This window comes from Bradyrhizobium sp. AC87j1, assembly GCF_002936975.1.
GTDB classification, from domain to species: Bacteria; Pseudomonadota; Alphaproteobacteria; order Rhizobiales; family Xanthobacteraceae; genus Bradyrhizobium; species Bradyrhizobium shewense.
The window spans coordinates 1-26852 of sequence record NZ_PTFE01000048.1 but is presented as its reverse complement, the minus strand read 5'-3'; the positions used below and the strand labels follow the sequence as shown (position 1 = coordinate 26852).

Genomic DNA, 26852 nt, shown 5'->3' with positions numbered 1-26852 from the left:
TTCCGAGCCTGGACAAGGAGCGGACGATGAACCTTGCTAACGTCCGGCTCGGACTGCTGGCGGCGAGCCTCGTGACATTGTTGGCCGGCGAACCCGCGCGGCCGCAGCCAGCCCCGCCCGCGCCTGCCGTCGGCGTCGTCGAAGCGGCGCAGCGGCCGATCACCGAGAGCAGTGAGTTTCTCGGCCGGATCGAGGCCATCAACCAGGTCAACATTGCCGCCCGCGTCACCGCTTTTCTGGAGCAGCGGCTGTTCACCGAGGGCGCGGAAATCAGGAAAGGCGAGCAGCTTTACCGGCTCGAACGCGGCCCGTTCGAGGCCGATGTCGCCGCCAAGCAGGCGCAGGTAGCACAGCTCGAAGCGACGCTCGAGAATGCCAAATTGACCGCCGAGCGCGCCCGCACCCTGCTTGGCGGACCGGCCGGGCAGCAATCGACCTACGATGCCGCGCTCGCGAGCCAGCGCAGCCTCGAGGCCCAGGTCAAAGCCGCGCAGGCGCAGGTCCAGGCCTCGCAGATCAACCTCGACTACACCATCATCAGCGCGCCGATCGACGGCAAGATCGGACGCACGGCCGTGACGGAAGGCAACATCGTCAGTCCGAATTCGGGCGTGCTGACCACGATCGTCAGCCAGGATCCAATGTATGTCACGTTCCCGGTGCCGCTCCGCCAGGGGCTCGAGCTGCGCGAACGCTACGGCCCCCAAGGCGGCCTCGAAGCGGTGACGATCCGGTTGCGGCTGCCCGACGGGCGCATGTATGGGCAATCCGGCAAGCTGAATTTCGTCGACAACACCATCGCCCAGAACACCGACACGATCACGGTGCGCGGAGAGATCGCCAACCCGATCCTGCGAGCTCCCTCGGCGGCAGGCGTTACCGTCCACGAGCTCACCAACGGCGAGTTCGTCACCGTCGTCCTCGAAGGCGTCCAGCCTATCGAGGTGCTGGCGATCCCGCGCTCGGCGGTGCTGTCCGACCAGCGCGGCGACTACGTTCTCGTCGTCGGTGCAAACGACAAGGCGGAGCAGCGGCGCATTCAGCTCGGGCAATCGACTCCCACGATCGCTGCCGTCATCAGCGGATTGACGGCCGGTGACAAGGTGATCGCGGAAGGTTTGCAGCGGGTTCGCGCCGGACAAACCATCTCTCCAGAGCCGGCAAGTCCGCTGATCTTGTCGAGCATGAAGGATTCAACCGGCGAGGCGGCTCCGCAAGGGGGGCGCGCTCCCCTGCCCCGAACCCCCAAGGGCAGCAGCCAATGATATCGAGCGTCTTCGTCGACCGGCCGCGTCTTTCGATGGTGATCGCTTTTGTCATCACCATCGCCGGCGCACTGGCGCTCACGCAGATCCCGGTGGCGCAGTTTCCCGATATCGTGCCGCCGCAGGTCACCGTAGCCGCGAACTTTCCCGGCGCCTCCGCCGAGGTCGTGGAGAGCAGCGTCGCACAGCCGTTGGAGGCTCAGGTGGTCGGCGTCGACCGCGCGCTCTATATGAAATCGACCAGCGGCAACGACGGCAGCTATACGCTGACGGTTTCGTTCGCGCTCGGCACCAATCCCGACATCAACACGGTCAATGTCAATAATCGCGTCCAGAGCGCATTGTCGCAATTGCCCACGGAAGTGCAACAGCAGGGCGTGACCGTCCAGAAGCGATCCTCTTCGATCCTGCAGTTCCTGGTGCTCTACAGCGCAGATGGTCGGCAGGACCCGCTCTTCATCACCAACTACGCCATCATCAACGTGCTGGACGCGATTGCGAGCACGCCGGGTGTCGGCCAGGCCAATCTGTTCGCCAGGATGAATTATTCGATGCGGATCTGGTTCGATACGCAGCGCCTCACCAGCCTCAACCTGACCCCCTCGGACGTGGTCGCCGCCATTCGTGCACAGAGCGTCCAGGCTCCCGTCGGCCGCATTGGCGCGCGGCCGATCAGTGACGATCAGCAGTTCCAGTTCAACGTGCAGACGATGGGCCGCCTCGCCACCGCCGATCAATTCGCCAACATCGTGCTGCGCGCCGGGCCGGACGGATCCTCGCTGCTGGTCAGGGACGTTGCCCGCGTCGAGTTGGGCGCGCAAAATCTCGACAGCGAAGCCCGGATCGACGGGCGGGCGGCCGTTCCGATTGCGATCTACCTCGCCCCCGGCGCCAATGCGGTGACCACCGCGCGCGCGGTCGCTGACACGATGCAGCGGCTGTCCGGCCGGTTTCCGCCAGGGCTCGGTTATCTCGTGCAATACGACTCCACGACCTTCGTCCGGGACACGATCACGGAGGTGCTGTGGACATTGGGCGAGGCCTTCGTGCTGGTTGTGATCGTGGTCTATCTGTTTCTCGGAAACATGCGGTCCACCGCGATTCCGGCCGTCGCAGTCCCGGTAAGCCTCATAGGCACCTTCGCCGTTCTGCTCGCGCTCGGCTATTCCGCCAACACCGTATCCCTGCTCGCAATGGTGCTCGCGATCGGCATCGTGGTCGACGACGCCATTGTCGTGGTCGAGAATGTCGAGCGTGTCATGGCGGAGGAGCCTGATCTGTCTCCGGCCGAGGCCAGCAAGAAAGCCATGAGCCAGATCACCGCGCCGATCGTCGCGATCACGCTGGTGCTGCTCTCGGTGTTCGTGCCGATCGCTTTCATTCCCGGCATCTCGGGCACGCTGTTCCGCCAATTCGCGGTGACGATCAGCGCCGCCATGATGATCTCGGCATTGAATGCCCTGACCCTGTCGCCGGCCCTCTGCGCGCTGCTGCTGCGTCACACGGGACAGCGCCGCGGCATCATCGGCCGCATGCTTACCGGCATCGACTGGGTGCGCGATCGCTACAGCGGCGCGGTCCGCCGGCTGGTGCGCATGGCAGCCTTGTCGCTCATGCTGGTGGCGGCCTTTGCCGCAGGAATCTTCGGCCTGTCGCTGGTGACCCCGACGGGCTTCCTGCCCGAGGAGGACCAGGGCGCCTTCTTCACCTCGGTTCAGCTGCCGGACGGCGCATCGGTAGCGCGGACCAGCGAGACCACCCGGCAGATCGAGGACATCTTGAAACAGATGCAGGCCGTCGACCACGTCCTTGCGGTGATCGGCTTTTCCCTGCTCGACGGAGCCTCCGAGCCGAACAGTGCGCTCGTGGTGGCGCGACTGAAGCCGTTCGCGGACCGCAAGACGGCGACGGATTCCGCCCAGGCGCTGATCGCCAAGACCTTCGCCGCCGGCGCGCAGATCCGGCAAGCCAACGTGCTGCCGTTCAACCTGCCGCCGATCATCGGGCTCTCCACCGGCGGTGGCTTCGAATACCAATTGCAGGCCCTGGAAGGTCAGGCTCCGGCCGCGATCTCCAGCGTCACGAACGCGTTGATCGGCGCGGCCAATTCCGATCCTCGGCTCGCGCGTGTGTTCTCGACATTCACGGCGACCAATCCATCGCTCTATCTCGATATTGACCGCCGCAAGGCCCAGGCGCTGGGCGTCACCGTCAACGACATTTTTACGGCGCTCCAGGCCACGCTCGGCGGCATCTACGTCAACAACTTCAACCTGTTCGGTCGCACCTGGCAGGTCAATCTGCAAGGTGAAGCATTCGATCGCGCCGATACGTCCGATGTCTGGCGCATCCATGTGCGTAACAGCTCGGGTGAGATGGTGCCGTTACGGTCCCTCGCCGGCCTCAAGATCGTGACCGGGCCGCAGGTCATCACCCGCTACAACAACTATCGTTCGGTGACCGTCAACGGCAGCCCGGCATCGGGCACCTCCTCCGGGGCCGCGATCGCCGCCATGACGCAGATCTCGGAGGATGTTCTGCCGTCGGGTTACGGTTTCGCGTGGACCGGCACCGCCTACCAGGAACAGCAGGCGGCCGGCCAGACCGGCATCGTGCTTATGCTCGCCGTCCTCTTCGCTTATCTGTTCCTGGTCGCGCTCTATGAAAGCACCGTGATCCCGATCCCCGTGCTGCTCTCGGTTGTCGTCGGCGTGCTCGGATCCTATCTCGGCATCAAGATCGCTGGCCTCAATCTCGACCTCTACGGTCAGATCGGCCTCGTCGTCCTGATCGCGCTTGCCGCCAAGAACGGCATCCTGATCGTCGAGTTCGCCAAGGAGCAACGCGAGGCCGGCGTGCCGCTCGACGAGGCCGCGATCCAGGGCGCACATATGCGCTTTCGCGCCGTCATGATGACCTCGGCGGCCTTCATCCTGGGCCTCCTGCCGCTCGTGATCGCAACCGGCGCCGCCGCGCTCAGCCGGCGCGCCGTCGGCACGGCCGTCTTCGCCGGCATGCTGGCCGCAAGCTCGATCGGAATTTTCATTGTGCCGATGCTCTACGTCGTTTTCCAGCGCCTGCGTGAGCGTGCAAAGGCAGCCTTCAAGTCAAGCCGTCAGCCGAGTTCGCCCGACCGCAATGCAGTCTAGACAGCTTCGGCGGTGCTGTTCGTAAGTAGGACCGTTTGAAAAACCCGCGGCTCAGACGGTTCTGCCGGCCAAGCCATTGACCTTGGCATCTAGTTGGCCCCTATCTCTTGAAGCTACCCTTAGAGCGGCTCACGCCGCGGCTTAGAGCCTTTTCCGTTTCGATTGATCGAATCCTCGGCTACCCTACTCTAGCCGCGTCGGCGGAACTGCTGAAGTTGATAGATGGCGGCATGGAGAGCGGAGATGGGCCGGCTCGATAAGCAGATGGATCCCTTCCACCCTGCCGCTCATCTGACGACGGCGGACCGCGTCCCCGAGAATCTAGAGCTTGAGCAAGTGGACACGGCGTCGTTCGTTGATCCGGCCCGCGAGGAAGCCGCCTCGTCGCCCGCGCATTTTGGGTCGGGCCAGGCGGCGACCGGCGTAACGGGCTCTACCAATTGGATCGACCGAGGACGTCGCATCTGGCGGCGCCATCTCCAGCGCGATCAACTCCCCCGGACGGCCGGGGGGTCGATGGGAAACTTCGAGCGTTGGTTGATTGCACTGCTGAGCGTCGGCTTCGTCGTGAGCTGCATTTGCGCGATCATTGTCTTCATGCAGGTCAACGCGCGCAAATTGGAGATCGCAACACTGCAACGTGACATCATCGCGCTCAAGCTACGCGTAGCCAGGCTCGATCAGATCGCAAGCACCAATGAGATACGTGAAAAGGCAAGCAGTGGAACACCCAAGCCGCCGTCGGAGACCCATCCTGACCAGGCTCCGCTCATCCTGTCACGTGAAGAGATTCAGCTTATCCGGGACTATATCAAGCCTGCACCAGTTGCAGGCCCCGCGACTGAGGCGATAAAGGTCGGCGATCCCGTCGTGGGAGAAACCGTTCCCTTTCCTTCTCCGATCACGGAGAAGGTGCGGAAACTGCTCGGCGCGCGATTTACCATTCGCAATGGCGTTGTTGTCGTCATCCGCAGCGGCAGCCGTCACGCTGATGCTGTGATTGGGCCAAATTGACGAGAACTGGCCGTGATCACAGTAGCCGGTCGACCACTTATGGCTGGTTGTTTGGTGGTCTTTCAATGAACCGCCGGCTGCCATTGAGAAGCTCGAGGTTATTGGCGATGACCGGATTACCCGGATCGAGCGAATAAGCCTTCTCGAACTTCCGTCGCGCCGCACTCAGATTGCCGCGCAGCATGTACGAATACCCCTGGTCATTCAGGATCTGAACGGTTTCGCCTCCCAGCCGGATCGCTTGGGCATAGGCCTGATCGGCGAGATCAAAGCGACGTATCCGATCATAGCTCGCGGCGAGTCCAATCCAAGCCGTCACGTCCTTCGGCGATTTCTCGACAGCATCCCTGAAATAGCGATTAGCGATTCCGTAACTGCCCCGGTTGAAATGCTCCAGCCCCAAGCGAACGGGCTCGTCCGATGGATAATATTTGACGTCCGTTGGCTCCTGCACGGGGTCCCCGCCAGGCGGCTCGACGGGAGCCACGACGGCAGCCTCCCTCAGCGTCTGATCGCACCCCGCAAGGCCGATCCCCAACCAGCAGCAGGTCAGCATGAAGATGATACGCCGCATAAACCCTAGTCCCCCGCGCGGCCCAGCAGACTCACTGCACCGTTCGTAAAAGAATCACCGCTAATTTTACTTGCCAAAACCAGCTACCTATTCGCCGCGCCACCAACCGGCACTGATACTCCAGCAGTCGATCCTGCCCCCAATCCTTCTATGTTGACGTTCTGGGTTGGGGCAGTCCGTACGCCCATCTGTTTCGTCGCATCGCCAATGTCGGGAAGCTGATCCACTGGCTGTTTCGTGTTGCCATAGCGCGTTACGGCAGCACCCACGCGGCGAGCGTCGTATGCGATCCTGCGATCGCCGACGTTGCGCGGCCACGGATGGATGGTGTGGGTTACGGCGTTGACCTCCTTGGCATTGCCGGCACTCATCGTGATGGTGTCGGAACGCTGGAAATAGCGATCCACCTCGTCATGACCGGCCACGCCGTAGCATCCCCCGAGGAGCAGCGGTGCACATAGAGCCAGATACCTGATGGTCATCTCCCGCTTCCTTCTCAGTTGAGCGTTTTCACGACCGGCTGGTTCGCAGCGGCGGGCGCCGGAATGGTCGCAGTGACCTCAGGAGCGATGATGTGACCATAGGGGCCTTTGACGTCGCCTCCGGAATTGACGTAGTCATTGTAACGCTTGCGGACTTCCATTTGGCCATTGAGGAAGAAATCAACGTCATTGGCCGGAAGGCGGGAGTCGAGTGGCGATGCCAGTTGCTGACCGGGTGCCGCCGGCGCGACTAGGCGCGGGGTCACGATGATCACTAGGTCGGTTTCCTGCTGCTGGTAGGACTTGCTGCTGAACAGCGTCCCGAGGACGGGCACTGAGCCGATCCAGGGCAATTGCGAAACGTCCTGGCGACTGCGGGTCTGGAGCAAGCCAGCGATGGCAAAGCTCTGGCCGTCGCGCAACTCGACCGTAGTCCTCGCGTCGCGACGGCTCAGCGCCGGAATAGTGGTGCCAGCAATGGTTACCGCGTTAGCGAAATCAAGTTCGCTGACCGAAGGCTCGACGCGAAGGTTGATCACGCCTCGCGAAAGAACCGTCGGCACAAAAGCGAGCTCAACACCGAACTTCTTGAATTCGATCGTAACCGTGGGAAGCGCGCCCACAGTCGCCGTGGAAGCTACCGGCACTGGAAATTCACCGCCGGCCAGGAAGCGCGCCGCATCGCCTGACAACGCCATCAGGTTTGGCTCCGCTAACCTGCGAAGGACGCCTTTGGTCTCAAGTGCAGTTATCAGGACGTCCAACGTGCTGCCATTGTTGAACTTCAAAACGCTTGTCAACAGGCTGCCAAAAGGCAAGGCGCCTCCAGCCAGAGTACCCGCAGTTCCTATTAGCGGAAGGCCACCCGGAGTGGACACGTGGCCGCCGGTCACAGGATCTTTCAAAGGGGTTCCGGTGCTGTCCGCTGCGATACGCCCGGCTGAGGTTACCGCACCAGCCGAACCGCCGGCGCCAAGGCCCGTATTGAATCCTCGTGATCCGCTAGCGTTGGCACCAAAAAGATTAACTCCTAAATCGCGGCCGGCGTCGCGACCGACCTCCAGGAACCGCACCTCGAGCATCACCTGTTGCGGCGCCGCGACGCTCATCGCGTTGACGACGACGCCCCCTTTCGCGACCGTGCTGGTGGCGATCGCCATGGCCCGCTCGGCCGTAACTGCGTCGGCGGCGGTTCCGCTGAGCACCACCTGGCCCTCGGAAGCCGACACGCGGATACCTTGCCCGCCGGTGCTGGTCCTGATGTTCTGCTGCAGATTGCCGGTATCGATCACGACCTCGACGTCGAGGATCCCGATCTGCTTCATCGAGCTGTCGAACAGGATGACGTTGGTGGTGCCGGTCTGCTTTCCCTGCACGTAGATGAGATGATCGCTCAGTGACTTCACGTCGACGATGTCAGACGAGCCCGCCACGATCGTCGCAAAGGCCGTGTCGACCTTGAAGGTGCGTGACTTGTTGACGACGAGCTTGACCCGCTGGACGTCATTCATCTCGCTGACGATGACGCCGCCGGAGGAGCCCCGCCGGTCTGCAGCCGCCGCGCGGTCGGTGAACCCAGAGGAGGCGAGCGCCGCGCCCAGACCCACCACGCCGAAGGCGAGAAGCCTCCCGACCCTGTTACCCGAAACGCGATCGCCACTCATCCCCAGTCCCCCCACTGCGATCCACGGAGATCCCCGCAAATCTACGTGCTCGACGTCCTCAACATGTCCCCTCTGCGCACCACGTCGCAGAGCTTACAATCTGTCCCACTACAATTCGTTACTTCGTGTTTCCAAGATCATCCTCCCTCATGCAGGCAGCTTGCAAGACGAGATACTTACCGCAACGCCGCAAGCAGAAAGAAAACCCTTCGATGTTGCCAGCGCGCATCATTCTCACTGGTTGTGGGGAACTATCCCGCAGCACAACCGCCCTTGGCGCGCGCTCCAGTCGTGGCTTTGCGCTCGAACGACAGTCGGTGGCAGGGTTGGCGATTCGCCGGGCCGAGTAATTCCGCACCCGCGCGTTTGGCCCGCACGTCGCGGCCACGACGAACTGTAGCGAAAAATGTCAGGCGTGCTGCCATATCTGTGCTAGAAGGGAATCTGGTTGGAGGCGCTCGGCGCATTGAGCGCTGTGCCCCATATGGGCATCAGCATCGCAAAGTTTGCCTGGGAAGCTGTAACACTCAAGCTGTTGCTGTTGGCCCCCACGGTCAGCGTTGGCGTGAGACCTCCAAAAAACAGGAAGGGGGCCGCGTTCTGCTTGGCGGCGGTGGACAGGGGATCCCCGGTGCAGCCGGCCGGCGACTGCGGCGGGCTTTGAAGCAAGGCAGGCGTATAGCAGGTAATCATGACCGCTCGGGCGCCAGCACTCGCGAGCGTCCGCAAGGATTGCATCGTGATGGCATAGCGCCCAAGATCGAAGATGGCGAATATCAATGTGAAAAACGCCACGGACACCATGATGAATTCAAACGGCGCCATACCGCGATTGTCGAGCTTTCTCATCATTGCACCAAAGCGACAACTTGGGTGTAAACGATGCTGGCCGGCGCACAGCCTTCTGTGCTGAGGTAGCCGCCACCGCTCATGTCGATCGTTTTGGCGATCACTTGCGAACAGGTCGTATTAGAGCTGGCAGTGGTACCGGCCCAGCTAACGTCGACCTTGGGAAAGTAGATTGCCCCGCCCAGGCTAACCAGACCGCCACCGTTTATGGTGACCTTGTTGCTGGTCTTGCTCGGAGCCTGATCATCAATCAGGACGCCATTTAGATCAGAAGAGAAGGTGTTAGTGATGGGTGCGGAGAGATCAGCCGTACCCCCGTTGATGGTAAGCTGCGAATCTCCGAGCAAGACGAGGGTTACGCCTGTACCTTTCAGTTGTCCGCCGGTCATCTTTATGTTTGCTTTGTAGAAGACATATGTTCCCGGGTCCAAAACGTACTTGTCGCCGTTCTGCACCGTGAAACTGCCGTAAGCTCCAGTCCCCGCGCCGTTCGGCGCGCAATGCTTCCACCCATCCGCCTGAAGGGTGCATGGCATATTTGTATTGCCCGTCCTGCTGTTGAACGATGCGGTGTCCAGTTTGCTGAGCGGATTGCTAGCGTACGTCATGAAATAGTTGTGCGGCACGCTAACATTGCTGCAGCTCCCGGAGGGGGTGCAGCCACTTACACCATAAACGGCCCATCCCGAGCCGGTGAACGTTGGAGTGCTGGCAAGTTGAACACTGGTATCCGACATCAGAGCGCAGCCAGTTCCGTTGTTGCTGAGGTTACCAGCAAGCTTGAGTGCGCCTGAGTCAGGTCCAAGCGCCAGGACGCAGGCCTTGGTCGGCTGCTGGACCAGTGCAATGGCTTGGGCGGGGATGTTGACGGTGGTCAAGCCCAGCACTGCCGCCAAGTACGCCGGTTGTTGCTGACTGACCCTGGCGCGAACGGCGTTGCCCGTGCCCGCAGGTGGCGTTGTGAACGTGCCCGCATTGTAGGTGCCGATATCGATCTGCACGGCTCGCGAGACTCTGGTCGGTAGGCTTGTCGGACAGTTTCTGCCCGGATAGCCGGTAGCATCGTTGGGACTCGAGTTGCAAAACCCATTCTGTGCCGCGAATTCCTTGCCGCGATAATCCACTGATTGGGTGTCGCAGGCCGCACCCGCCATAATACATGAAAGCCGCAATGCGCCCGAATAGGCGGCCGAGTCGGCGGCGTTCTGCGCGTGCTGGCGGGTGACGTACCACGACCCCGCCTCGGCCCCGAGTGCGACTACTCCGATCAGCGGCACGAGAGCGATGACCGTTGCGAATGCGACAGAGCCTCGTTGGGAACGGAGTAGACTACGCATGGAAGCCCCCCTACTGGAAGCGTTCTGAGTAAGGCAGCGTGTAGGTACACGTGGTGGGACACAGCACCCCCCTCCACACAATTGGAGCCAAGGTGATGGTTGTCGAGAATGTAATGTACTTGGGAGACTCCAGATTGCCTGGCGAACAGGTGGCCCCTGCGTCTCCACACAAAACCTGAAGGTTGCTGATCGCATGACCGGCGACCGTCGTCTGTAGGCCTGTCTTCCAGCTCACCGTGCCGTCAGGGGCCAGCGGGTTCGCGTACTGCACATACTGCCCGAAGGAGCGCAATGCGCTCCATGCGGAGATAAACTGGAAGCCCGCGGCAGCCAGGTCGGCGAGCGGCATGAGCAGGAACGCCACCAAAACCGGGTAGACGATCAATGTCTCAAACGCGACGGCCCCGCGTTGATCCACGATGAACGACTTCTTGTGGCTCATGAGTTGACCTCGACCGATACTCACTCTTCCGGTCGTCGACCGGAACAGCACTCACCAAACGTAAGGGATCACTCTCCAGCGCGATGCTTCGTAATCGGAATATTCCGGGCAGTTGCGACGAAGCAGGTCCTCTTCGTAATAAATTCGGCAAACCTGAACGCCGATATGCAAGACGAGCAAGGCCGCTGTCAGCGGCGTCGGGCTTCTCAGCACCACACCCAACACGGCGATTTCTTCCGCAAGGTAGAGCGGGTGCTTGATCCATCGATACGGACCCGTTTGCACTACGTTGCGCGCCTGTGGCACCAGACTGAACGACCTGCCAAGATGTCGGATGGTGACCAGCATCATGATCATGCCGATCAACACGCACGCGGTGGACGCCAAGTTTGGTAACGCCTTGTCGGTTTCGCCGAAGAAGGCGATCGTCCACGGCATATAGGTGCCGACGAACGCCGCTATCCTTGGGAGACGGCCGTTCGCTTGCGCCTTCGCCGGCGGCCGCGTGATGACCAACAGCGCCAGGAGCACGTAGAAGACAGCGAGGCAGACACTCGACAGGAGCGACGGCCAGGGATCATGAGCCGATGATCCGATCTTGATGGCGACGCCAAGCGCCAGCAACATGAACCACATGCCGCCGAACAGCTGCATTGTCCGGTCGTAAGAGGACGTTTTCGAAATGGCAATCGTGCTCATGGCTACTTACCGAAGCTGGCGAACGAACGCACGAGGTGCAGAATGGGACTTCCTCCCAAAATGACGAACATGGCTGGAAGCAGGAACAACACCATCGGAATGGTCAGCTTGGCGCCCAACTTGTGTGCTCTTTCTTCAAGCTTGGTAATACGTTCGCGCCGGAGGTCGACGGCGACACTCCGCAGAGCCTGGCCCACCGGCGTTCCGTATTGCAGGCTTTGGCCGACCATGATTCCGAATCGGCGAAGCCCATCCGATGTAGCTCCCAGTTTCTCGAATGCGTCGCTGCGGCTTGGCAGGATCCGGAGATCATCAAGAAGGCCGCTCATGACCCGGGCTATAGCGGGATTGGTCTCCTGCATTTCTTGCGCGACGCGTGCCAGCCCGCTTTCCAAGCCCATTCCCGATTCGCTGCACACAACCAGCAAATCGATCATGTCCGGCGTGCCCAGTCGAATGGCGGCATCAAACCGCCGCTTCAGCACCGCCAGTATCAATCGCGGCGCTACAATCCCGATCGCCAAGCCAATAAGTGTGAAGACCAGCACATCCAGCAGCGGCTTCCCGAGAAGCTGAGCGGCACCCCCGGCGATGATCGGGCATAGCGCCATGCTGACGGCTTTGACACCGATCCAGGTCGGCAAGGCTCGATGATGGTTGAAACCCGACGATTGAAGGATGGTTCGTAGCTGATCCAAATTTTCCTCAGCATAGAAGCGACGATAACGCATGCCGAGTGACGAAAACCAACCGGTCAGGTCCTGGAAGGGCGCAGACCGGCCAGCAACGCCCATCACGGCGTTCGATACCCGGGCGTCCAATGTACGAATGTGTATTTCGCGGATAATCAACATGCAGGACGCAGTCGCAGCCACGACTGCCAGGGCCACCAGACTGAGACCAGAAGTCATAGTTCTGTTTCCCTTCTGACCATCCAACTTATCACCAAGGCTCCGACAAGCACCGAAATGACTGCGTAAGCCAGCAGCTTGTTTCCAACCGGATCGGTGAACAGCAGATCAACCGTTTGGGGATTGGCTGCGTATAGGACCCCACCTGCAATCAAGGGCGAGATTGTCAGCGCCCGTGAGGAAAAGATCACCTCTCCTGCCAGCGCCTTGGCGCGAGCAGCCAGCGCAACACGTTGCCTGACAGTGTCTCCCAGGTTCTGCAAGGTCTCGGCCAGGCTGCCACCGGACTTCAACTGGACGGCAAGTGTCACCGCAAAGATCGCGTACTCCGCCACCTGCGTTCGCCGATAGACGGCTTGGACAGCTTCCTCTGCAGGTCTTCCCAGATTCACTTCGCTGCATACGATGGCAAACTGCCCGGCCGTTGGCTGCGGCATATCCCGCGCGAGGGCACGAAATGCCTCGTGCACAGGCAGACCCGATCGCACGGTACTTGTCACCAGCTGGATCGCATCAGGCAGCTGTCGAAAAAGCTGAAGAGCGAAGCGACGTTGCTGCCATCCGAACAGGCCTCGTATCACAATGAGGGCCGCGATTGCCGCGACAATGGACGCGTAGACAATGGAATATCCCAGCTGGCTGTTCGCATAAAGGATGGCGGCTGCTCCGAATGCACCGGCAAGCAGAACATAGGCCGGATGCAACGTGTAAGGTATATCGGGATTGTAGTTGGACAGCCGATTGAGAAACTGATCCTGAGACCCGCTCTCCAAGCGGCGAATGGAGGGGAGGTTGGCCGGATGCGACGTTGGCAGGGCAACCGCCAACCGGCGATTGATGCGTCTTTCCCGAGCGTCGAGCCACAACGAAATGGCTGCTGCGCACATCGCGAGCGCCAGAACAGTGACGATCACGGACTCCAGCGTCATATTTGCCTCATGGCCTCGGCCCAAGCACCATCTAGCCCGAAATAGACAAGTCGGCTCTTGAACTTCGGAGTTGCAAGGTTGGACTTATAGCTGCCCGATATCCGCCCGTTCACATCCTCCTCCTGATACTCGAAGGCTGCGATGTCATTGGTGGTGATGACCTCCCCTTCAAGGCCGATCACCTCGCTGATCTGAACGATGCGGCGCTGTCCGTCCCGCATGCGTTCGACCTGCACAATGAGATCCAGCGCAGCGACGATCTGACTTCGAATGGCGCGCGACGGTAGATTGACCTGTCCCATCTGCACCATGTTTTCGATGCGGGTCAGGGCATCCCGGGTGCTATTCGCGTGTACCGTGGAGATCGAACCATCATGGCCGGTGTTCATCGCCTGCAGCATGTCGAATGCTTCGGAACTGCGCACCTCGCCGACGACGATCCGGTCGGGACGCATGCGCAGGGCGTTCACCAGCAGATCCCGTTGTGTCACCTGCCCTGTGCCCTCGAGGCTGGGAGGCCGGGTCTCCAGGCTGATCACGTGCGGCTGCTGAAGCTGCAGCTCCGCCGCGTCCTCGATTGTGACAATACGTTCGGTGTGATCGATGAACTGACTCATCGCGTTCAGGAGCGTCGTCTTGCCGGATCCGGTGCCGCCGGAGACCAGAACATTGAGCCGCGAGCGGGCAGCGATCTCCAGCAATTGTCCGATGGCCGGGGTCATCGAGCCGTTTTCGATCAATCCGGCGATGTCCAAACGACGGCTTGGAAATTTCCGGATAGAAATGCACGGACTATGGATCGCCAGCGGCGGGAGGATGATGTTGACCCGGCTGCCATCCAGCAGGCGACAATCCACCATCGGACTGGATTCGTCGACGCGCCGACCGACCTGCGCGGCAATCTTCTGAGCGACGGAGGCGATGTGATCATTGTCGCGGAAACGCACCGCAACTCGTTCCAGCCTGCCGCTTCGCTCCACGTAGATATTGCTTGGGCCGTTCACCATGATATCGCTGATCGACTGGTCCAGCAGCAGCGGACGGAGCGGCCCGTAGCCCGTCATGTCGTCGGCAATTTCGTCCGCGAGCTGCAGCTGCTCGCGGCCCGACAGCTCGAGCCGTTCCTGGTTGGCAATGTGATGGATGATCTCTTCAATCTGCCGCCGGAGAACCTCCCGCGAGACGGTTGCGGCCACCGCGGGTTCGATCTGCTCAATCACCCGTTCACGCAGCGAAGGTGGAATGATGGGTTGGTGGATCGCAGGTTCGTCGCGCCTTGGCGCAGGTGACGGCACGTTCGGTGCGGCTGCAGTCGCGCCGGCCGACGGCAACGGCAAGCCTATCGCAGATGCAGGGACGCCTGCCGCCAATACGTGAGCTGGTGCGTCGTCTTCGCGCCTACCAAACTTCTTCATCGCAGATGTGCTGTGAGCACCCTCCTCCACCAGCTAACCCGCTCGGCAGCGACACCGCTGATCTCCCGTACGATCGGTGCCAGGTGACGCCGCAATTTCCTGACGTGCTTCAGAGCTGGAATTCCGAGATTGAGCGCCTCAGTCATGCCCTTGCCGAGATCGGGAACGACGATGTCGGGCTCTGCACCCAACGCCTTGACAACCGCCGCCCTCGGAAGGCCCCCGGGACGACCGGCCCGGTTGAGCAAGGTAAAGACCCGGTCCTTGCCCGCGATGTTGATCACGGCGGTGCGTAGCGCATGGGCATTGCGAAGTCCGGTCACCTCGGATTCGAGCAGCACCATCACATGACGGGAAAGCGCAATCACGGGATAGATCGACGGCGGAAACGGGACGGGTACATCGACGACGATGTAGTTGAACCGTTGACGCAGCAGACCCAGCACGTGTCGTACGCCAGCTTCCGTAATTTCGAGCTGCGCATCGAGGTCCTCGTCGGCCGAGACCAGGCAAACCCTTTCGTTGACTTCGATTGCCGCGCGCTCGAGGAAGAGTGTGTCCGCCCGCGTCGGATTTTCCAGAGCAATACGCAGCCCCGGCCCGGGACGAACACCCAGCATCACGGCCGCCTCGCCGCCCTGCAGATGAAGATCAAGCAGGGCCACCTTGGCCTTGGTTGTCTCGGCGAGTTGCAGCGCCAGATTGATCGCGATGCTCGTGGCGCCGGCGCCGCCCTGCGCCCCGCAGATCGAGACCACGTGCCCGCCACGATCGATCTGGTTGGCTGCGACGTCGCCGAGAAGCTTGGGGCGCAGCTTGTCCAGCACCAGATCGCGCGTGAGCGGCCGCGGCAGATACTCGGTCAAGCCGAGCTCCAGGAGCTCACGGTAGAAGGTGATCTCCCTGTTGTCGCCGATCACGGCTACGCGGACATCGGGTGGACAGACGCCGGCCAGCCTTTCCAGTTCAGTAAAGGGATCATCGACGCCACTGATGTCTACCACCAGCGCGAACAGATCCGTGTCGGTTTCGAGCATCCGTATGGCATTGCGGATCGTGCCGCGCCTGATCGAGAGATTGGCGCCCTCGAGCCCCTTGCGCAACGCCGCGGCGCTGAGTTCATCATTGACGAAGCCGACGATGCGGTTACGCGTGACGATCGACGTCGATTCTTCAGCCGGGGTGGCTATGGCAATGTTCATCACCGTTTCTCCGACAACCTGTTATCGTAACCCGCCGCCGTTGCAGTCGGGCGTACAGCTTCCGATGCACCGTCGCAGCTGACGAGAGCGTCTTCCTCTTGCTTCCTGACCGTGTATTGCTTGACCTCACCGCCTGAATGAACGACCACTGCCGTTCTTTGTGCGGAAATTGCATACTGGCGGGCCAATTCAGGCGACACATCACAGCTCGACATCGCGCCGGTGTCTGCCTTGTCCCACTGATCGACCGCTGCGCGTACGGCCATGGAGAGCGTCCCGAGCTGCTTTGCGACGGTGACTTTCTTGACCTGCACCGGTGTAAGCTCCAGTGACACGGTCTGCGCTTGCTTACCTGCCATTCCGCTGACGGGTCGCGCGCCCTGCACGATCTCCTGATCGATCGCGATGACTCGAACATTACGCAGAACAGTTTCGCTGAGGGCGCGGCGCGCGGTATCAACTTTCTCGAAGACCTGGGTCAACACGACGTCGACGTGATCGCCCGGCCTGATGAGGCCCGAGACACCGGCCTCTTCGTCAACCTTGATGCTGATGGCACGGCTGTCTGGCGCCAGGACACTGGCGAGGAAACCCCGATCCCGCGGACGCAGGATATCCTGCAATGTAACGGGACTGCCCGCTTCGACGAAGTTGCGGATGAGCGAACCGGGAAGTCCGGCCTTGGACTCGGGGTTTTCAAGGATAGCGCCTTGAGGAACGCGCTCCGGTGGCACCGAGCGGACGGCGAAATCCTCTTCGCGGGCCAACGTCCCCCTCGGCAATGGCCGTGCCGCGACAAAGTATCCGGCGGTCGCCGGCGCCGCCGGCGCGAGGGGCGCCTCCGTCACTTGTACTGGGACCGGAGGCTGCGCCTTTGGCAGGTTCATGCTATAGGCGATCAGTCCGAACGCTGTGGTTGCAAGCAAAAGCACCACGATGATCGACAGACGCAGCGCGGATGACATTTCAGGATCCTTTGCTCAAAATGGTCCAGATACCGCCGCAGGCGATAGCGGCTCCGTAAGGCAGCGGGGCGTGTCGCAAATGGCGCCAACGCTCGATCGCGTAGATCCGGCGCGCGAGCGACGATCCGGCGGGCGCCAACCTGGGATATGGCAAGTGACGCATCATCAGATGCACCAAGGCAAGAACGCCGCCGGCCAGCACGGTGACGGTCAGCAACTGCATCACGCCGCTCGGCGGGAGACCAACCGCCAGGGCAACCAGCAGCTTGACATCGCCGCCACCAATTCCTCCGCGCGCGTATAGGACAAAAAGTAGCAGAAAGAGGATCGCGGCTGTGATCAGCGACACAGCGACTTGAATCGGGCTGGACAATTGACCAGCGATCCCGAGGAGCGCCAGCGCAAGACAAAATTCGTTTCGGATCAAGCGCGTCGCAACGTCCATCGTTGCGACATAGAGCAACAACAGGATTTCCAGGATCGAGGCTGTGGGAGCAATCCAACTCATGAAATGCACGTTTCAAAAAAGGTGGAAGGCAAACTAGCGGGAGCACTCCCGCAGGAGGGGGGCAGCTTGGATTGCCCCCCTCTGGCGCCAAAATGGCTGAATCAACCAGCGATGGCAGTAGCGAAAGCGGTGGTGATTGCGGTGATCCCGGTCGTTAGCGCCGCCCCGATCTGCCCACCGGCTCCACCACCGAACACAGCACCCACTGCGCCAACGATGCAAACCGCGACGATGATGTACTCGAACGAGACCACGCCGTCCTGGTCCGTCCGCAGACGCTTCAACGCTTCCTTGGTCTCGATGAAATGATGCAACATAGGAAGAATCCCTTCTTTAAGATGAATTTGCAGACACCTCGGCAACTTCCAGCGGCCGCGGATTTAAGTCCGGCCCCGCCAGCGATAAAACTATCCATTAAATGTTTATTATCGTCAACATTTAATATATAATGCATTGAATAACCGATTTGGAGCGCGAGACGAGCCGCTCGTACGGAAATAAAATAACGAATCCCAAAGAGATTCAAAGCAATAGCCAACGGCCGCAATCGAGTTCTGGGCAGAGCGCCAGCAAAGTATCGGAGGGATTCACCGGAATAGTACGGGTCGCCATCGGGATAATTAGATTATTTGGTAAATCGGAAACATTATGTGTTGGCAATGAACCGCGGTGCTGCGCCAACCCATTAAATCCACTCACACAATCGAGCGAATGCCGCGACCAGGCCGATGCGCATGTAGCAGATTTCGCGAAGTGCGGAGGCGCGAAGCGATACACCTGTCACGACGATTCAGGTGCTCCTCCGAAGATGCTGATCGCTGCCTTTCAGCCGCAAGATTCCGCCAGTTGCACTGGCGTGACCCAGTCATCAATTCGGGTTCGCGCATCGATATCTGCGCCGTTTTCAAGCAAGGCTCGATGAACTGGAACAGTCTCCAGTAAATCGCTACTCGAGCGGGATTCGGTCAAGCCCAACGAGATGCCAGCTATTCAGAAGCAGCGGGATGCATCACGCAGCCAGCAAGGCGTTGACGTCAACGCGGATACAGCCAATTCCACCATCGGTCCGGTGGAGCGCGCCCGAATCCCATGCAACCAAGTACCGACTTTGCAGTCAGCACCTTTCGCCATCTCCTCGCAGCGCGTCAGACGAGATACTCGTGGTAGCTGATAAGCGTTCCCGTGTTCTTGTCTGCCTCAGTCTGGAAGCTCGCGGGATCGTACTGGCCCAACAGGCTGATATTGGCGGTATGAACTCCGTCAGTCACCGAAAGGATTCCTCCAGTGCCGGCCTGATTTGCGACATAACTAGCGGTCGTGCCGTCCCCGAATGCGACGTCGAGGAGATCCAGGTGGTCATTTCCGTCAAACCCGGACACGACTCCGCTGAAGTCGAAGGAATCATGGAGCACGATTGTCCCGGTGGCTGCGGCATCAAGCGCAACATGCGCAGATGAAGCCGCTCCGAACTCGATCGTAGCCACGCCATCCATCAGTGCGGTGCCGCTGCCGTTCACACTGCCATTGAGAGTGATGTTGGCTCCATGCGCCCACAGCAGCCCTGAATTATCCACGTCGCTGTCGATGACCAGGCCGCCGCCGCCGCTGGCCGCAATCGTTCCGGAATTGACGACGGTGTTGCTGCCGGTGTCGATCTCGAGCGCGTTGGTGCCCGTCGCGTTGATTGTACCTTGGTTGACAAGGATCAGTGTCCCCTCGCCAAGCTGTCCGGCTCCCGAAATGGTGTTGTCGACGTTGGTCAGCGTGACGTCGGAAACACCTCCACTGACAGTGTTTTCGCTATTGTCGGACAACAGCACCTGACCGCCACCATCAAGCAGAATGCCGTGCCCGACAAGTTGAAGGTCGGTCTCGCCGCCCGTCGAGTTCAACGAAATCGTGCCCGTATTGTGGATGTTACCGGACAGCGGCAGCAATGCGCCGTTGCCGATCGTCATTGTGCCGGCATTGTCGACCATGGGCTTAAAGTCGAACACGAAGTCGTCCGCTGCGAGCGAGGCGACATCGACGCCATCCAAAGTGATCGTTTGACCGTCGGCCAGCGTAATGACGGCATTACCGTCATTGTCGGTAGCCAGATGCGTCTGGACGTCGGCGAACGTCTTGAAGCTGGCGTAGCCAATCAGGTCGATCTGATCATGCGCGGTCTCGAAATTATAGATGACGTCGTGGCCGATCGGCTGTGAGAATACAAGCAGATCGCTGCCACTTGACGCTGTGAGATAGTCGTCGCCGGAAATGGCGATGATGGCGGAGCCCGGTGCAAAAGCTTCAACATTGTCGGCGAATGTCTCGATTACGGCCGAGCCATCCGGCTGCATCCAGGTCACGGCCACGTCGAGGTGCAAAGCACCGGCGAAACTGACTGGCGATGTCACCATTAGCGACCTGACATCGGTCGTCTCGATCGTCCAGTTGCCATCGGGGAGCAGCGTCCCACCATTTAGTGTCCAGCCGGCGGGCATGCTGGCGACAGTGACGGTGGCGATTTGACCCTGATTGGCGGGCGATTCCGTCAGACCGAGATTGATGGGCTGCCCCGACACGCCCGCAGGAGCAAGCGCCGTTCCAAACGCAAAGTCCGCCGCGCTGAAACTACCAGTTATGCTCGCCAGAGTGGTCAGGTTGTCCAAATCGGCGACGAGTGTTGCGCCGCCTGCGATGCTCGGATTGGGATCGTAGTAAACCTGCGCGTGACCGACTGTCGAATTGTGGAATACGAACAGGGCTCCTGTGGTGATGTTGGAGTAACTATTGATCGTTGATTGAACTGTCGCTGTCGTCACGGATGCGTCTGTTTTGATGCCGACCTCCGTGTTGGCGAGATTTAACGCAGCGTTGTTGCCCGTTCTGACGTTTTCAACGGTTGTATCGACATCGCCAATGACGAACCGCCCGGCGGTTACCGTAAATTCCAGCTTATCGCCTGAGGTGTTGAAGTCGGTGATGTGGTCACCCGCGTCGGTGACAGCGAGATAGGCGAACGTATCGTTCCCGCCACCACCAGTCAGCGCATCTGCGCCACCACCACCCACGATCCTGTCCGCGCCAATGCCTGCGCCACCGTTGATCGTGTCGTTACTTGAACCGCCCTTGAGGGTATCATCACCGCCGTTTCCTGAACTGCCCATGATGACAAACGATCCAGACGTGACTGCGCTGGCGTCTACGACCAGGTCGCCGTTACCCGTGATGCCGGATCCGTCGATCGTGAGCGTTCCTCCATTTTGGAATGTCGAAAGGAATGTCAGGAGGTCAGCGTGATTTCCGTTGTTGCTGTCACTTAAACTGATTGTTTCGAAGTTTGTCAGGCCAATGCTTCCTGCACCATCGCCGAAGGTGAATGGCCCCAGACCACCACCACTGACGGCGAGAGTGTCCGTGCCGCTTCCCCCAGTCAGCATGTCACCGTTGTTGAGCGTTAGTGGAGATTGCGAGCCGGTCACAGTATTGGTGCCCGATACATAGAAGACTGTATCGGTGCCGGTCGTGAGAGCGAAGGGACTGGGGCTCGTGACCGAAATGGTCACCGTATCGACATCGGTCAACGCCCCACCCGCTCCGGTGTGGCCATTGTCGCTTGTCGTCATGGTCAGAGTGCTAGCTCCGGCAAAATTCGATGTTGGAACGTAGTTGACCGTCGAGGCCAGGGTAGAGTTGATGGCGCTGACTGTTCCGGTCAGCGTCACCGTCGACGTTCCGCTACCGCTGATCCCCGCGGTACCGCCTGAAACGCTCAAGGTGCCGTTGGTTACCGACAACGTGACCGTTTCGCTGGCGCCGTCCGAGTCGGCATCGGAGATGCTGAGTCCCGTGATCGCCTTTGTCGTGTTGACGTTTGTCGTCTGGGCTCCCGGAACCGTATTCACCGGCGCGTCGTTGACCGGGATGACCGCGACTGTCGAGCTCACGATATTGCTGGCGTGGCTGGCCGGCTGGCCGTCGTCAACCTGGTAGCTGATGGTGCGGGTCGCGCCCGACGGATTGTCACCCGAGTTCAAATACGTCACCGAGCGCAGGGCTGCCTGGTAGTTCGCCACGCTCGACGAACCCGTCAGTGTCAGCACCCCCGTGCTGGCGTTATAGCTGCCGGTGATGCCGTTCTGATTGGTAAAACCGAGCACATCCTGGCCGGACACGAAGTTGCCTGTGATCGACACCGTCGCGCCGGTCAGATTCGTGCTGTCAAGGTCCGACACCAACAGCGCCGTATCGATCGCGGTCGCCGCCTGACCCTCGGTATAGGACATTGAACCGCCATTGGCGTTCAGCACCGGCGCATCATTGCTGCCGGTGATGGTCACCGTGACGATGCCGCTCGCGGTGCCGTCCTGGCTGGTCACCGTGAACTGATCCTGGACCTGCTGCCCCGCGGTGAGCTCGTTGTGGGCACCGTTGCCGGTGTAGCTCCAGGCGCCGTTGGCATCGATGCTGAAGTCGCCATAGGTCCCGTGGACGTTCGATTGCGCGACGACGTGGGCTTCGCCCGTATCCGGGTCGGTGATGCTGAGCTGGCCGCTGGTGTTCAGCGCCGCCGCGGTGTCGCCTTCGGTGACGGACTTCGAGTCCGATGAGACCGTGGCCGCATCGTTGCTGCCGGTGATCGTGACCGTCACGATGCCGCTCGCGGTCCCGTCCTGGCTGGTCACCGTGAACTGGTCCTGAACCTGCTGACCGGCGGTGAGCTCGCTGTGGGCGCCGTTGCCGGTGTAGCTCCAGGCGCCGTTGGCGTCGATGGTGAAGTCGCCGTAGCTGCCGTGCGCATTGCTCTGCGCGACGACATGGGCTTCGCCGCTGTCGGGATCCACAATCGTGAGCTGACCGCTGGTGTTGAGGGCGGCGGCGGCATCACCCTCGGTGACGGACTTCGAGTCCGACGAGACCGTGGCCGCATCATTGGTGCCGGTGATGGTCACCGTCACCGTGCCGGTGGCGGTGCCATCCTGGCTGGTGACCGTGAACTGGTCCTGGACCTGCTGCCCGGCGGTGAGCTCATTGTGGGCCCCGTTGCCGGTGTAGCTCCAGGCGCCGTTGGCATCGATCGTGAAGTCGCCATAGGTCCCGTGGACATTGCTCTGCGCGACGACATGGGCTTCGCCGCTGTCGGGATCCACGATCGTCAGCTGGCCGCTGGTGTTGAGGGCGGCGGCGGCATCGCCCTCGCTGACGGACTTCGAGTCCGACGAGACCGTGGCCGCATCATTGGTGCCGGTGATAGTGACCGTCACGATGCCGCTCGCGGTCCCGTCCTGGCTGGTGACCGTGAACTGGTCCTGCACCTGCTGCCCGGCGGTGAGCTCATCGTGGGCGCCGTTGCCGGTATAGCTCCAGGCGCCGCCGGCATCGATCGTGAAGTCGCCGTAGCTGCCGTGCGCGTTCGTCTGCGCCACGACATGGGCTTCGCCCGTATCCGGGTCGGTGATGCTGAGCTGGCCGCTGGTGTTCAGCGCCGCCGCGGTGTCGCCCTCGCTGACGGACTTCGAGTCCGATGAGACCGTGGCCGCATCATTGCTGCCGGTGATGGTCACCGTCACCGTGCCGGTGGCGGTGCCATCCTGGCTGGTGACCGTGAACTGGTCCTGAACCTGCTGCCCCGCGGTGAGCTCGTCATGCGCGCCGTTGCCGGCGTAGCTCCAGGCGCCGTTGGCATCGATCGTGAAGTCGCCGTAGGTCCCGTGCATATTGCTTTGCGCCACGACATGGGCTTCGCCGCTGTCGGGATCCACAATCGTGAGCTGACCGCTGGTGTTCAGCGCGGCGGCGGCATCACCCTCGGTGACGGACTTCGAGTCCGATGAGACCGTGGCCGCGTCGTTGCTGCCGGTGATGGTCACCGTCACCGTGCCAGTGGCGGTGCCATCCTGGCTGGTGACCGTGAACTGGTCCTGCACCTGCTGCCCGGCGGTGAGCTCGTTGTGGTCACCGTTGCCGGTGTAGCTCCAGGCGCCGTTGGCATCGATCGTGAAGTCGCCGTAGGTCCCGTGGGCGTTCGATTGCGCCACGACATGGGCTTGGCCGCTGTCGGGATCCACAATCGTCAGCTGGCCCGAGGTGTTGAGCGCCGCCGCGCTGTCGCCCTCGGTGACGGACTTCGAGTCCGAAGAGACAATCGCCGCGTCGTTGCTGCCGGTGATGGTGACCGTGACGATGCCGCTTCCGGTGCCGTCCTGGCTGGTCACCGTGAACTGGTCCTGCACCTGCTGGCCCGCAGTGAGCTCATTGTGGGCACCGTTGCCGGTGTAGCTCCAGGCGCCGTTGGCGTCGATGCTGAAGTCGCCGTAGGTCCCATGGACATTGCTCTGCGCCACGACATGGGCTTCGCCGCTGTCGGGATCGGTGATGGTGAGCTGGCCGGAGGTGCTGAGCGCCGCCGCGGTGTCGGCCTCAGTCACCGACTTCGAGTCCGATGAGACTGTGGCCGCATCATTGGTGCCGGTGATAGTGACCGTCACGATGCCGCTCGCGGTCCCGTCCTGGCTGGTCACCGTGAACTGGTCCTGCACCTGCTGGCCCGCAGTGAGCTCATTGTGGGCACCGTTGCCGGTGTAGCTCCAGGCGCCGTTGGCGTCGATGCTGAAGTCGCCGTAGGTCCCATGGACATTGCTCTGCGCCACGACATGGGCTTCGCCGCTGTCGGGATCGGTGATGCTGAGCTGGCCCGAGGTGCTGAGCGCCGACGCGGTGTCGGCCTCAGTCACCGACTTCGAGTCCGATGAGACTGTGGCCGCATCATTTGTGCCGGTGATAGTGACCGTCACGATGCCGCTCGCGGTCCCGTCCTGGCTGGTCACCGTGAACTGATCCTGCACCTGTTGGCCGGCGGTGAGCTCATCGTGGGCGCCGTTGCCGGCGTAGCTCCAGGCGCCGTTGGCATCGATGCTGAAGTCGCCATAGGTGCCGTGGACGTTCGATTGCGCGACGACGTGGGCTTCGCCCGTATCCGGGTCGGTGATGCTGAGCTGGCCGCTGGTGTTCAGCGCCGCCGCGGTGTCGCCCTCGGTGACGGACTTCGCCTCGGAAGAGACCGTAGCCGCGTCATTGCTGCCGGTGATGGTCACCGTCACGATGCCGCTCGCGGTGCCGTCCTGGCTGGTCACCGTGAACTGGTCCTGCACCTGCTGGCCCGCAGTGAGCTCGTTGTGCGCGCCGTTGCCGGCGTAGCTCCAGGCGCCGTTGGCATCGATGCTGAAGTCGCCGTAGCTGCCGTGCACATTGCTTTGCGCCACGACATGGGCTTCGCCGCTGTCGGGATCAACAATCGTCAGCTGGCCCGAGGTGTTGAGCGCCGCCGCGGCATCGCCCTCGCTGACGGACTTCGAGTCCGATGAGACTGTGGCCGCATCATTGCTGCCGGTGATGGTCACTGTCACGATGCCGCTCGCGGCCCCATCCTGGCTGGTCACCGTGAACTGGTCCTGCACCTGCTGGCCCGCAGTGAGCTCGTCATGCGCGCCGTTGCCGGTGTAGCTCCAGGCGCCGTTGGCATCGATCGTGAAGTCGCCGTAGGTCCCGTGGACGTTCGATTGCGCCACGACATGGGCTTCGCCCGCGTCGGGATCCACAATCGTCAGTTGGCCCGAGGTGTTGAGCGCCGCCGCGGCATCGCCCTCGCTGACGGACTTCGAGTCCGACGAGACCGTGGCCGCATCATTGGTGCCGGTGATGGTCACCGTCACGATGCCGCTCGCGGCCCCATCCTGGCTGGTCACCGTGAACTGGTCCTGCACCTGCTGCCCGGCGTTGAGCTCATTGTGCGCGCCGTTGCCGGTATAGCTCCAGGCCCCGTCGGCATCGATCGTGAAGTCGCCGTACGTCCCGTGGACGTTCGATTGCGCGACAACATGGGCTTCGCCGGTGTCGGGATCGACAATCGTGAGCTGGCCGCTGGTATTGAGCGCGGCGGCGGCATCGCCCTCGGTGACGGACTTCGAGTCCGACGAGACCGTGGCCGCATCATTGCTGCCGGTGATGGTCACCGTCACGATGCCGCTCGCGGTCCCGTCCTGGCTGGTCACCGTGAACTGATCCTGGACCTGCTGGCCGGCGGTGAGCTCATTGTGCGCGCCGTTGCCGGCGTAGCTCCAGGCGCCGTTGGCGTCGATGCTGAAGTCGCCATAGGTGCCGTGGACGTTCGATTGCGCCACGACATGGGCTTCGCCGCTATCGGGATCCACAATCGTCAGCTGGCCGCTGGTATTGAGCGCCGCCGCGCTGTCGCCCTCGGTGACGGACTTCGCCTCGGAAGAGACCGTAGCCGCGTCATTGCTGCCGGTGATGGTGACGGTCACGATGCCGGAGGCGGTCCCATCCTGGCTGGTCACCGTGAACTGGTCCTGCACCTGCTCGCCGGCGGTAAGCTCGTCATGCGCGCCATTGCCGGTGTAGCTCCAGGCGCCGTTGGCATCGATCGTGAAGTCGCCGTAGATCCCGTGGACGTTCGATTGCGCCACGACATGGGCTTCGCCGCTGTCGGCATCCACAATCGTCAGCTGGCCGCTGGTATTGAGCGCCGCCGCGCTGTCGCCTTCGGTGACGGACTTCGAGTCCGAAGAGACTGTCGCCGCATCGTTGCTGCCGGTGATAGTGACGGTCACGATGCCGGAGGCGGTGCCGTCCTGGCTGGTCATCGTGAACTGGTCCTGGACCTGCTGGCCGGCGGTGAGCTCATTGTGGGCACCGTTGCCGGTGTAGCTCCAGGCGCCGTTGGCGTCGATGCTGAAGCCGCCATAGGTGCCGTGGACGTTCGATTGCGCCACGACGTGGGCTTCGCCCGTATCCGGGTCGGTGATGCTGAGCTGGCCGCTGGTATTGAGCGCGGCGGCGGCATCGCCCTCGGTGACGGACTTCGCCTCGGAAGAGACCGTAGCCGCGTCATTGCTGCCGGTGATGGTCACCGTCACGATGCCGGTGGCCGTGCCGTCCTGGCTGGTCACCGTGAACTGGTCCTGGACCTGCTGGCCCGCGGTGAGCTCATTGTGGGCACCGTTGCCGGTGTAGCTCCAGGCGCCGTTGGCATCGATGCTGAAGTCGCCATAGGTCCCGTGAGCATTGATCTGGGCTACGACATGGGCTTCGCCCGTATCCGGGTCGGTGATGCTGAGCTGGCCGCTGGTATTGAGCGCGGCGGCGGCATCGCCCTCGGTGACGGACTTCGCCTCGGAAGAGACCGTGGCCGCGTCATTGCTGCCGGTGATGGTCACCGTCACGATGCCGCTGGCCGTGCCGTCCTGGCTGGTGACCGTGAACTGGTCCTGGACCTGCTGGCCCGCGGTGAGCTCATTGTGGGCACCGTTGCCGGTGTAGCTCCAGGCGCCGTTGGCATCGATGCTGAAGTCGCCATAGGTGCCGTGGACGTTCGATTGCGCGACGACGTGGGCTTCGCCCGTATCCGGGTCGGTGATGCTGAGCTGGCCGCTGGTGTTCAGC

18 protein-coding genes are annotated in these 26852 nt (G+C 61.7%); 3 read left to right on the top strand and 15 right to left on the bottom strand.

The features are described from left to right. The first annotated feature begins 26 nt into the window (after positions 1-26). From CV770_RS23290 to CV770_RS23280, 3 genes are all read left to right on the top strand, one after another. Entirely contained in the window at positions 27-1265 is a 1239-nt protein-coding gene (locus tag CV770_RS23290; protein WP_104464009.1) for an efflux RND transporter periplasmic adaptor subunit, read from the top strand. Further along, a complete protein-coding gene (locus CV770_RS23285) occupies positions 1262-4414 on the top strand; it encodes an efflux RND transporter permease subunit (protein WP_104464008.1) in 3153 nt (1050 codons plus the stop codon). Before CV770_RS23290 ends, CV770_RS23285 begins: the two co-directional genes overlap by 4 nt. 243 nt (positions 4415-4657) lie before the next feature. Continuing rightward, entirely contained in the window at positions 4658-5428 is a 771-nt protein-coding gene (locus CV770_RS23280) for a hypothetical protein (protein WP_201759997.1), read from the top strand. A 37-nt stretch (positions 5429-5465) separates the two neighbouring features. Here the strand turns inward: CV770_RS23280 and CV770_RS23275 are convergent, their stop codons facing one another. From CV770_RS23275 to CV770_RS23205, 15 genes are all read right to left on the bottom strand, one after another. Next, positions 5466-6002, bottom strand: coding sequence for a tetratricopeptide repeat protein (locus tag CV770_RS23275; RefSeq protein WP_104464007.1), 537 nt, complete (start codon positions 6000-6002; stop codon positions 5466-5468). Between the two features lie 83 nt (positions 6003-6085). Further along, the gene (locus CV770_RS23270; protein WP_104464006.1) at positions 6086-6484 is read right to left on the bottom strand and encodes a hypothetical protein; all 399 of its coding nucleotides are present in this window, start codon (positions 6482-6484) and stop codon (positions 6086-6088) included. Between the two features lie 14 nt (positions 6485-6498). Further along, complete coding sequence (locus CV770_RS23265; protein WP_104464005.1) at positions 6499-8148, bottom strand: type II and III secretion system protein family protein; 1650 nt, start codon at positions 8146-8148, stop codon at positions 6499-6501. 432 nt (positions 8149-8580) lie between these two features. Next, positions 8581-9000, bottom strand: a complete 420-nt coding sequence (locus tag CV770_RS23260) for a TadE family protein (protein WP_104464004.1) — start codon at positions 8998-9000, stop codon at positions 8581-8583. Further along, positions 8997-10334 (bottom strand): TadG family pilus assembly protein, encoded by a 1338-nt coding sequence (locus tag CV770_RS23255; RefSeq protein ID WP_104464003.1) that lies wholly within the window; start codon positions 10332-10334, stop codon positions 8997-8999. The genes CV770_RS23260 and CV770_RS23255 overlap by 4 nt, the downstream gene beginning before the upstream one ends. Positions 10335-10344: 10 nt before the next feature. After that, entirely contained in the window at positions 10345-10776 is a 432-nt protein-coding gene (locus CV770_RS23250) for a hypothetical protein (protein ID WP_104464028.1), read from the bottom strand. A gap of 51 nt (positions 10777-10827) precedes the next feature. Continuing rightward, the gene (locus CV770_RS23245) at positions 10828-11475 is read right to left on the bottom strand and encodes a methyltransferase family protein (RefSeq protein WP_104464002.1); all 648 of its coding nucleotides are present in this window, start codon (positions 11473-11475) and stop codon (positions 10828-10830) included. 2 nt (positions 11476-11477) lie between these two features. Further along, positions 11478-12386 carry a type II secretion system F family protein gene (locus CV770_RS23240; RefSeq protein ID WP_104464001.1) on the bottom strand — a complete coding sequence of 303 codons (909 nt, stop codon included), beginning with the start codon at positions 12384-12386 and terminating at the stop codon, positions 11478-11480. Next, the gene (locus CV770_RS23235) at positions 12383-13315 is read right to left on the bottom strand and encodes a type II secretion system F family protein (RefSeq protein WP_201759996.1); all 933 of its coding nucleotides are present in this window, start codon (positions 13313-13315) and stop codon (positions 12383-12385) included. The genes CV770_RS23240 and CV770_RS23235 overlap by 4 nt, the downstream gene beginning before the upstream one ends. Continuing rightward, positions 13312-14730 (bottom strand): TadA family conjugal transfer-associated ATPase, encoded by a 1419-nt coding sequence (locus tag CV770_RS23230; RefSeq protein WP_091962875.1) that lies wholly within the window; start codon positions 14728-14730, stop codon positions 13312-13314. The genes CV770_RS23235 and CV770_RS23230 overlap by 4 nt, the downstream gene beginning before the upstream one ends. Next, positions 14727-15932 carry a CpaE/TadZ family protein gene (locus CV770_RS23225; RefSeq protein WP_104463999.1) on the bottom strand — a complete coding sequence of 402 codons (1206 nt, stop codon included), beginning with the start codon at positions 15930-15932 and terminating at the stop codon, positions 14727-14729. Before CV770_RS23225 ends, CV770_RS23230 begins: the two co-directional genes overlap by 4 nt. Further along, the gene (gene cpaB / locus CV770_RS23220; RefSeq protein ID WP_104463998.1) at positions 15932-16897 is read right to left on the bottom strand and encodes a Flp pilus assembly protein CpaB; all 966 of its coding nucleotides are present in this window, start codon (positions 16895-16897) and stop codon (positions 15932-15934) included. The genes CV770_RS23225 and cpaB overlap by 1 nt, the downstream gene beginning before the upstream one ends. A 1-nt stretch (position 16898) precedes the next feature. Then, positions 16899-17405, bottom strand: a complete 507-nt coding sequence (locus CV770_RS23215; RefSeq protein ID WP_201759995.1) for an A24 family peptidase — start codon at positions 17403-17405, stop codon at positions 16899-16901. Between the two features lie 101 nt (positions 17406-17506). Continuing rightward, positions 17507-17722, bottom strand: coding sequence for a hypothetical protein (locus CV770_RS23210; protein ID WP_018318137.1), 216 nt, complete (start codon positions 17720-17722; stop codon positions 17507-17509). An 828-nt stretch (positions 17723-18550) separates the two neighbouring features. Next, the coding region (locus tag CV770_RS23205) for a VCBS domain-containing protein (RefSeq protein WP_104463996.1) at positions 18551-26852 on the bottom strand (8302 nt) is incomplete at its 5' end.

Excerpts from the sequence above, each read along its gene's own strand:
- CV770_RS23290 (WP_104464009.1), top strand. The coding sequence starts at position 27 with ATGAACCTTGCTAACGTCCGGCTCGGACTGCTGGCGGCGAGCCTCGTG.
- CV770_RS23285 (WP_104464008.1), top strand. The coding sequence starts at position 1,262 with ATGATATCGAGCGTCTTCGTCGACCGGCCGCGTCTTTCGATGGTGATC.
- CV770_RS23280 (WP_201759997.1), top strand. The coding sequence starts at position 4,658 with ATGGGCCGGCTCGATAAGCAGATGGATCCCTTCCACCCTGCCGCTCAT.
- CV770_RS23275 (WP_104464007.1), bottom strand. The coding sequence starts at position 6,002 with ATGCGGCGTATCATCTTCATGCTGACCTGCTGCTGGTTGGGGATCGGC.
- CV770_RS23270 (WP_104464006.1), bottom strand. The coding sequence starts at position 6,484 with ATGACCATCAGGTATCTGGCTCTATGTGCACCGCTGCTCCTCGGGGGA.
- CV770_RS23265 (WP_104464005.1), bottom strand. The coding sequence starts at position 8,148 with ATGAGTGGCGATCGCGTTTCGGGTAACAGGGTCGGGAGGCTTCTCGCC.
- CV770_RS23260 (WP_104464004.1), bottom strand. The coding sequence starts at position 9,000 with ATGATGAGAAAGCTCGACAATCGCGGTATGGCGCCGTTTGAATTCATC.
- CV770_RS23255 (WP_104464003.1), bottom strand. The coding sequence starts at position 10,334 with ATGCGTAGTCTACTCCGTTCCCAACGAGGCTCTGTCGCATTCGCAACG.
- CV770_RS23250 (WP_104464028.1), bottom strand. The coding sequence starts at position 10,776 with ATGAGCCACAAGAAGTCGTTCATCGTGGATCAACGCGGGGCCGTCGCG.
- CV770_RS23245 (WP_104464002.1), bottom strand. The coding sequence starts at position 11,475 with ATGAGCACGATTGCCATTTCGAAAACGTCCTCTTACGACCGGACAATG.
- CV770_RS23240 (WP_104464001.1), bottom strand. The coding sequence starts at position 12,386 with ATGACTTCTGGTCTCAGTCTGGTGGCCCTGGCAGTCGTGGCTGCGACT.
- CV770_RS23235 (WP_201759996.1), bottom strand. The coding sequence starts at position 13,315 with ATGACGCTGGAGTCCGTGATCGTCACTGTTCTGGCGCTCGCGATGTGC.
- CV770_RS23230 (WP_091962875.1), bottom strand. The coding sequence starts at position 14,730 with ATGAAGAAGTTTGGTAGGCGCGAAGACGACGCACCAGCTCACGTATTG.
- CV770_RS23225 (WP_104463999.1), bottom strand. The coding sequence starts at position 15,932 with ATGAACATTGCCATAGCCACCCCGGCTGAAGAATCGACGTCGATCGTC.
- cpaB (WP_104463998.1), bottom strand. The coding sequence starts at position 16,897 with ATGTCATCCGCGCTGCGTCTGTCGATCATCGTGGTGCTTTTGCTTGCA.
- CV770_RS23215 (WP_201759995.1), bottom strand. The coding sequence starts at position 17,405 with ATGAGTTGGATTGCTCCCACAGCCTCGATCCTGGAAATCCTGTTGTTG.
- CV770_RS23210 (WP_018318137.1), bottom strand. The coding sequence starts at position 17,722 with ATGTTGCATCATTTCATCGAGACCAAGGAAGCGTTGAAGCGTCTGCGG.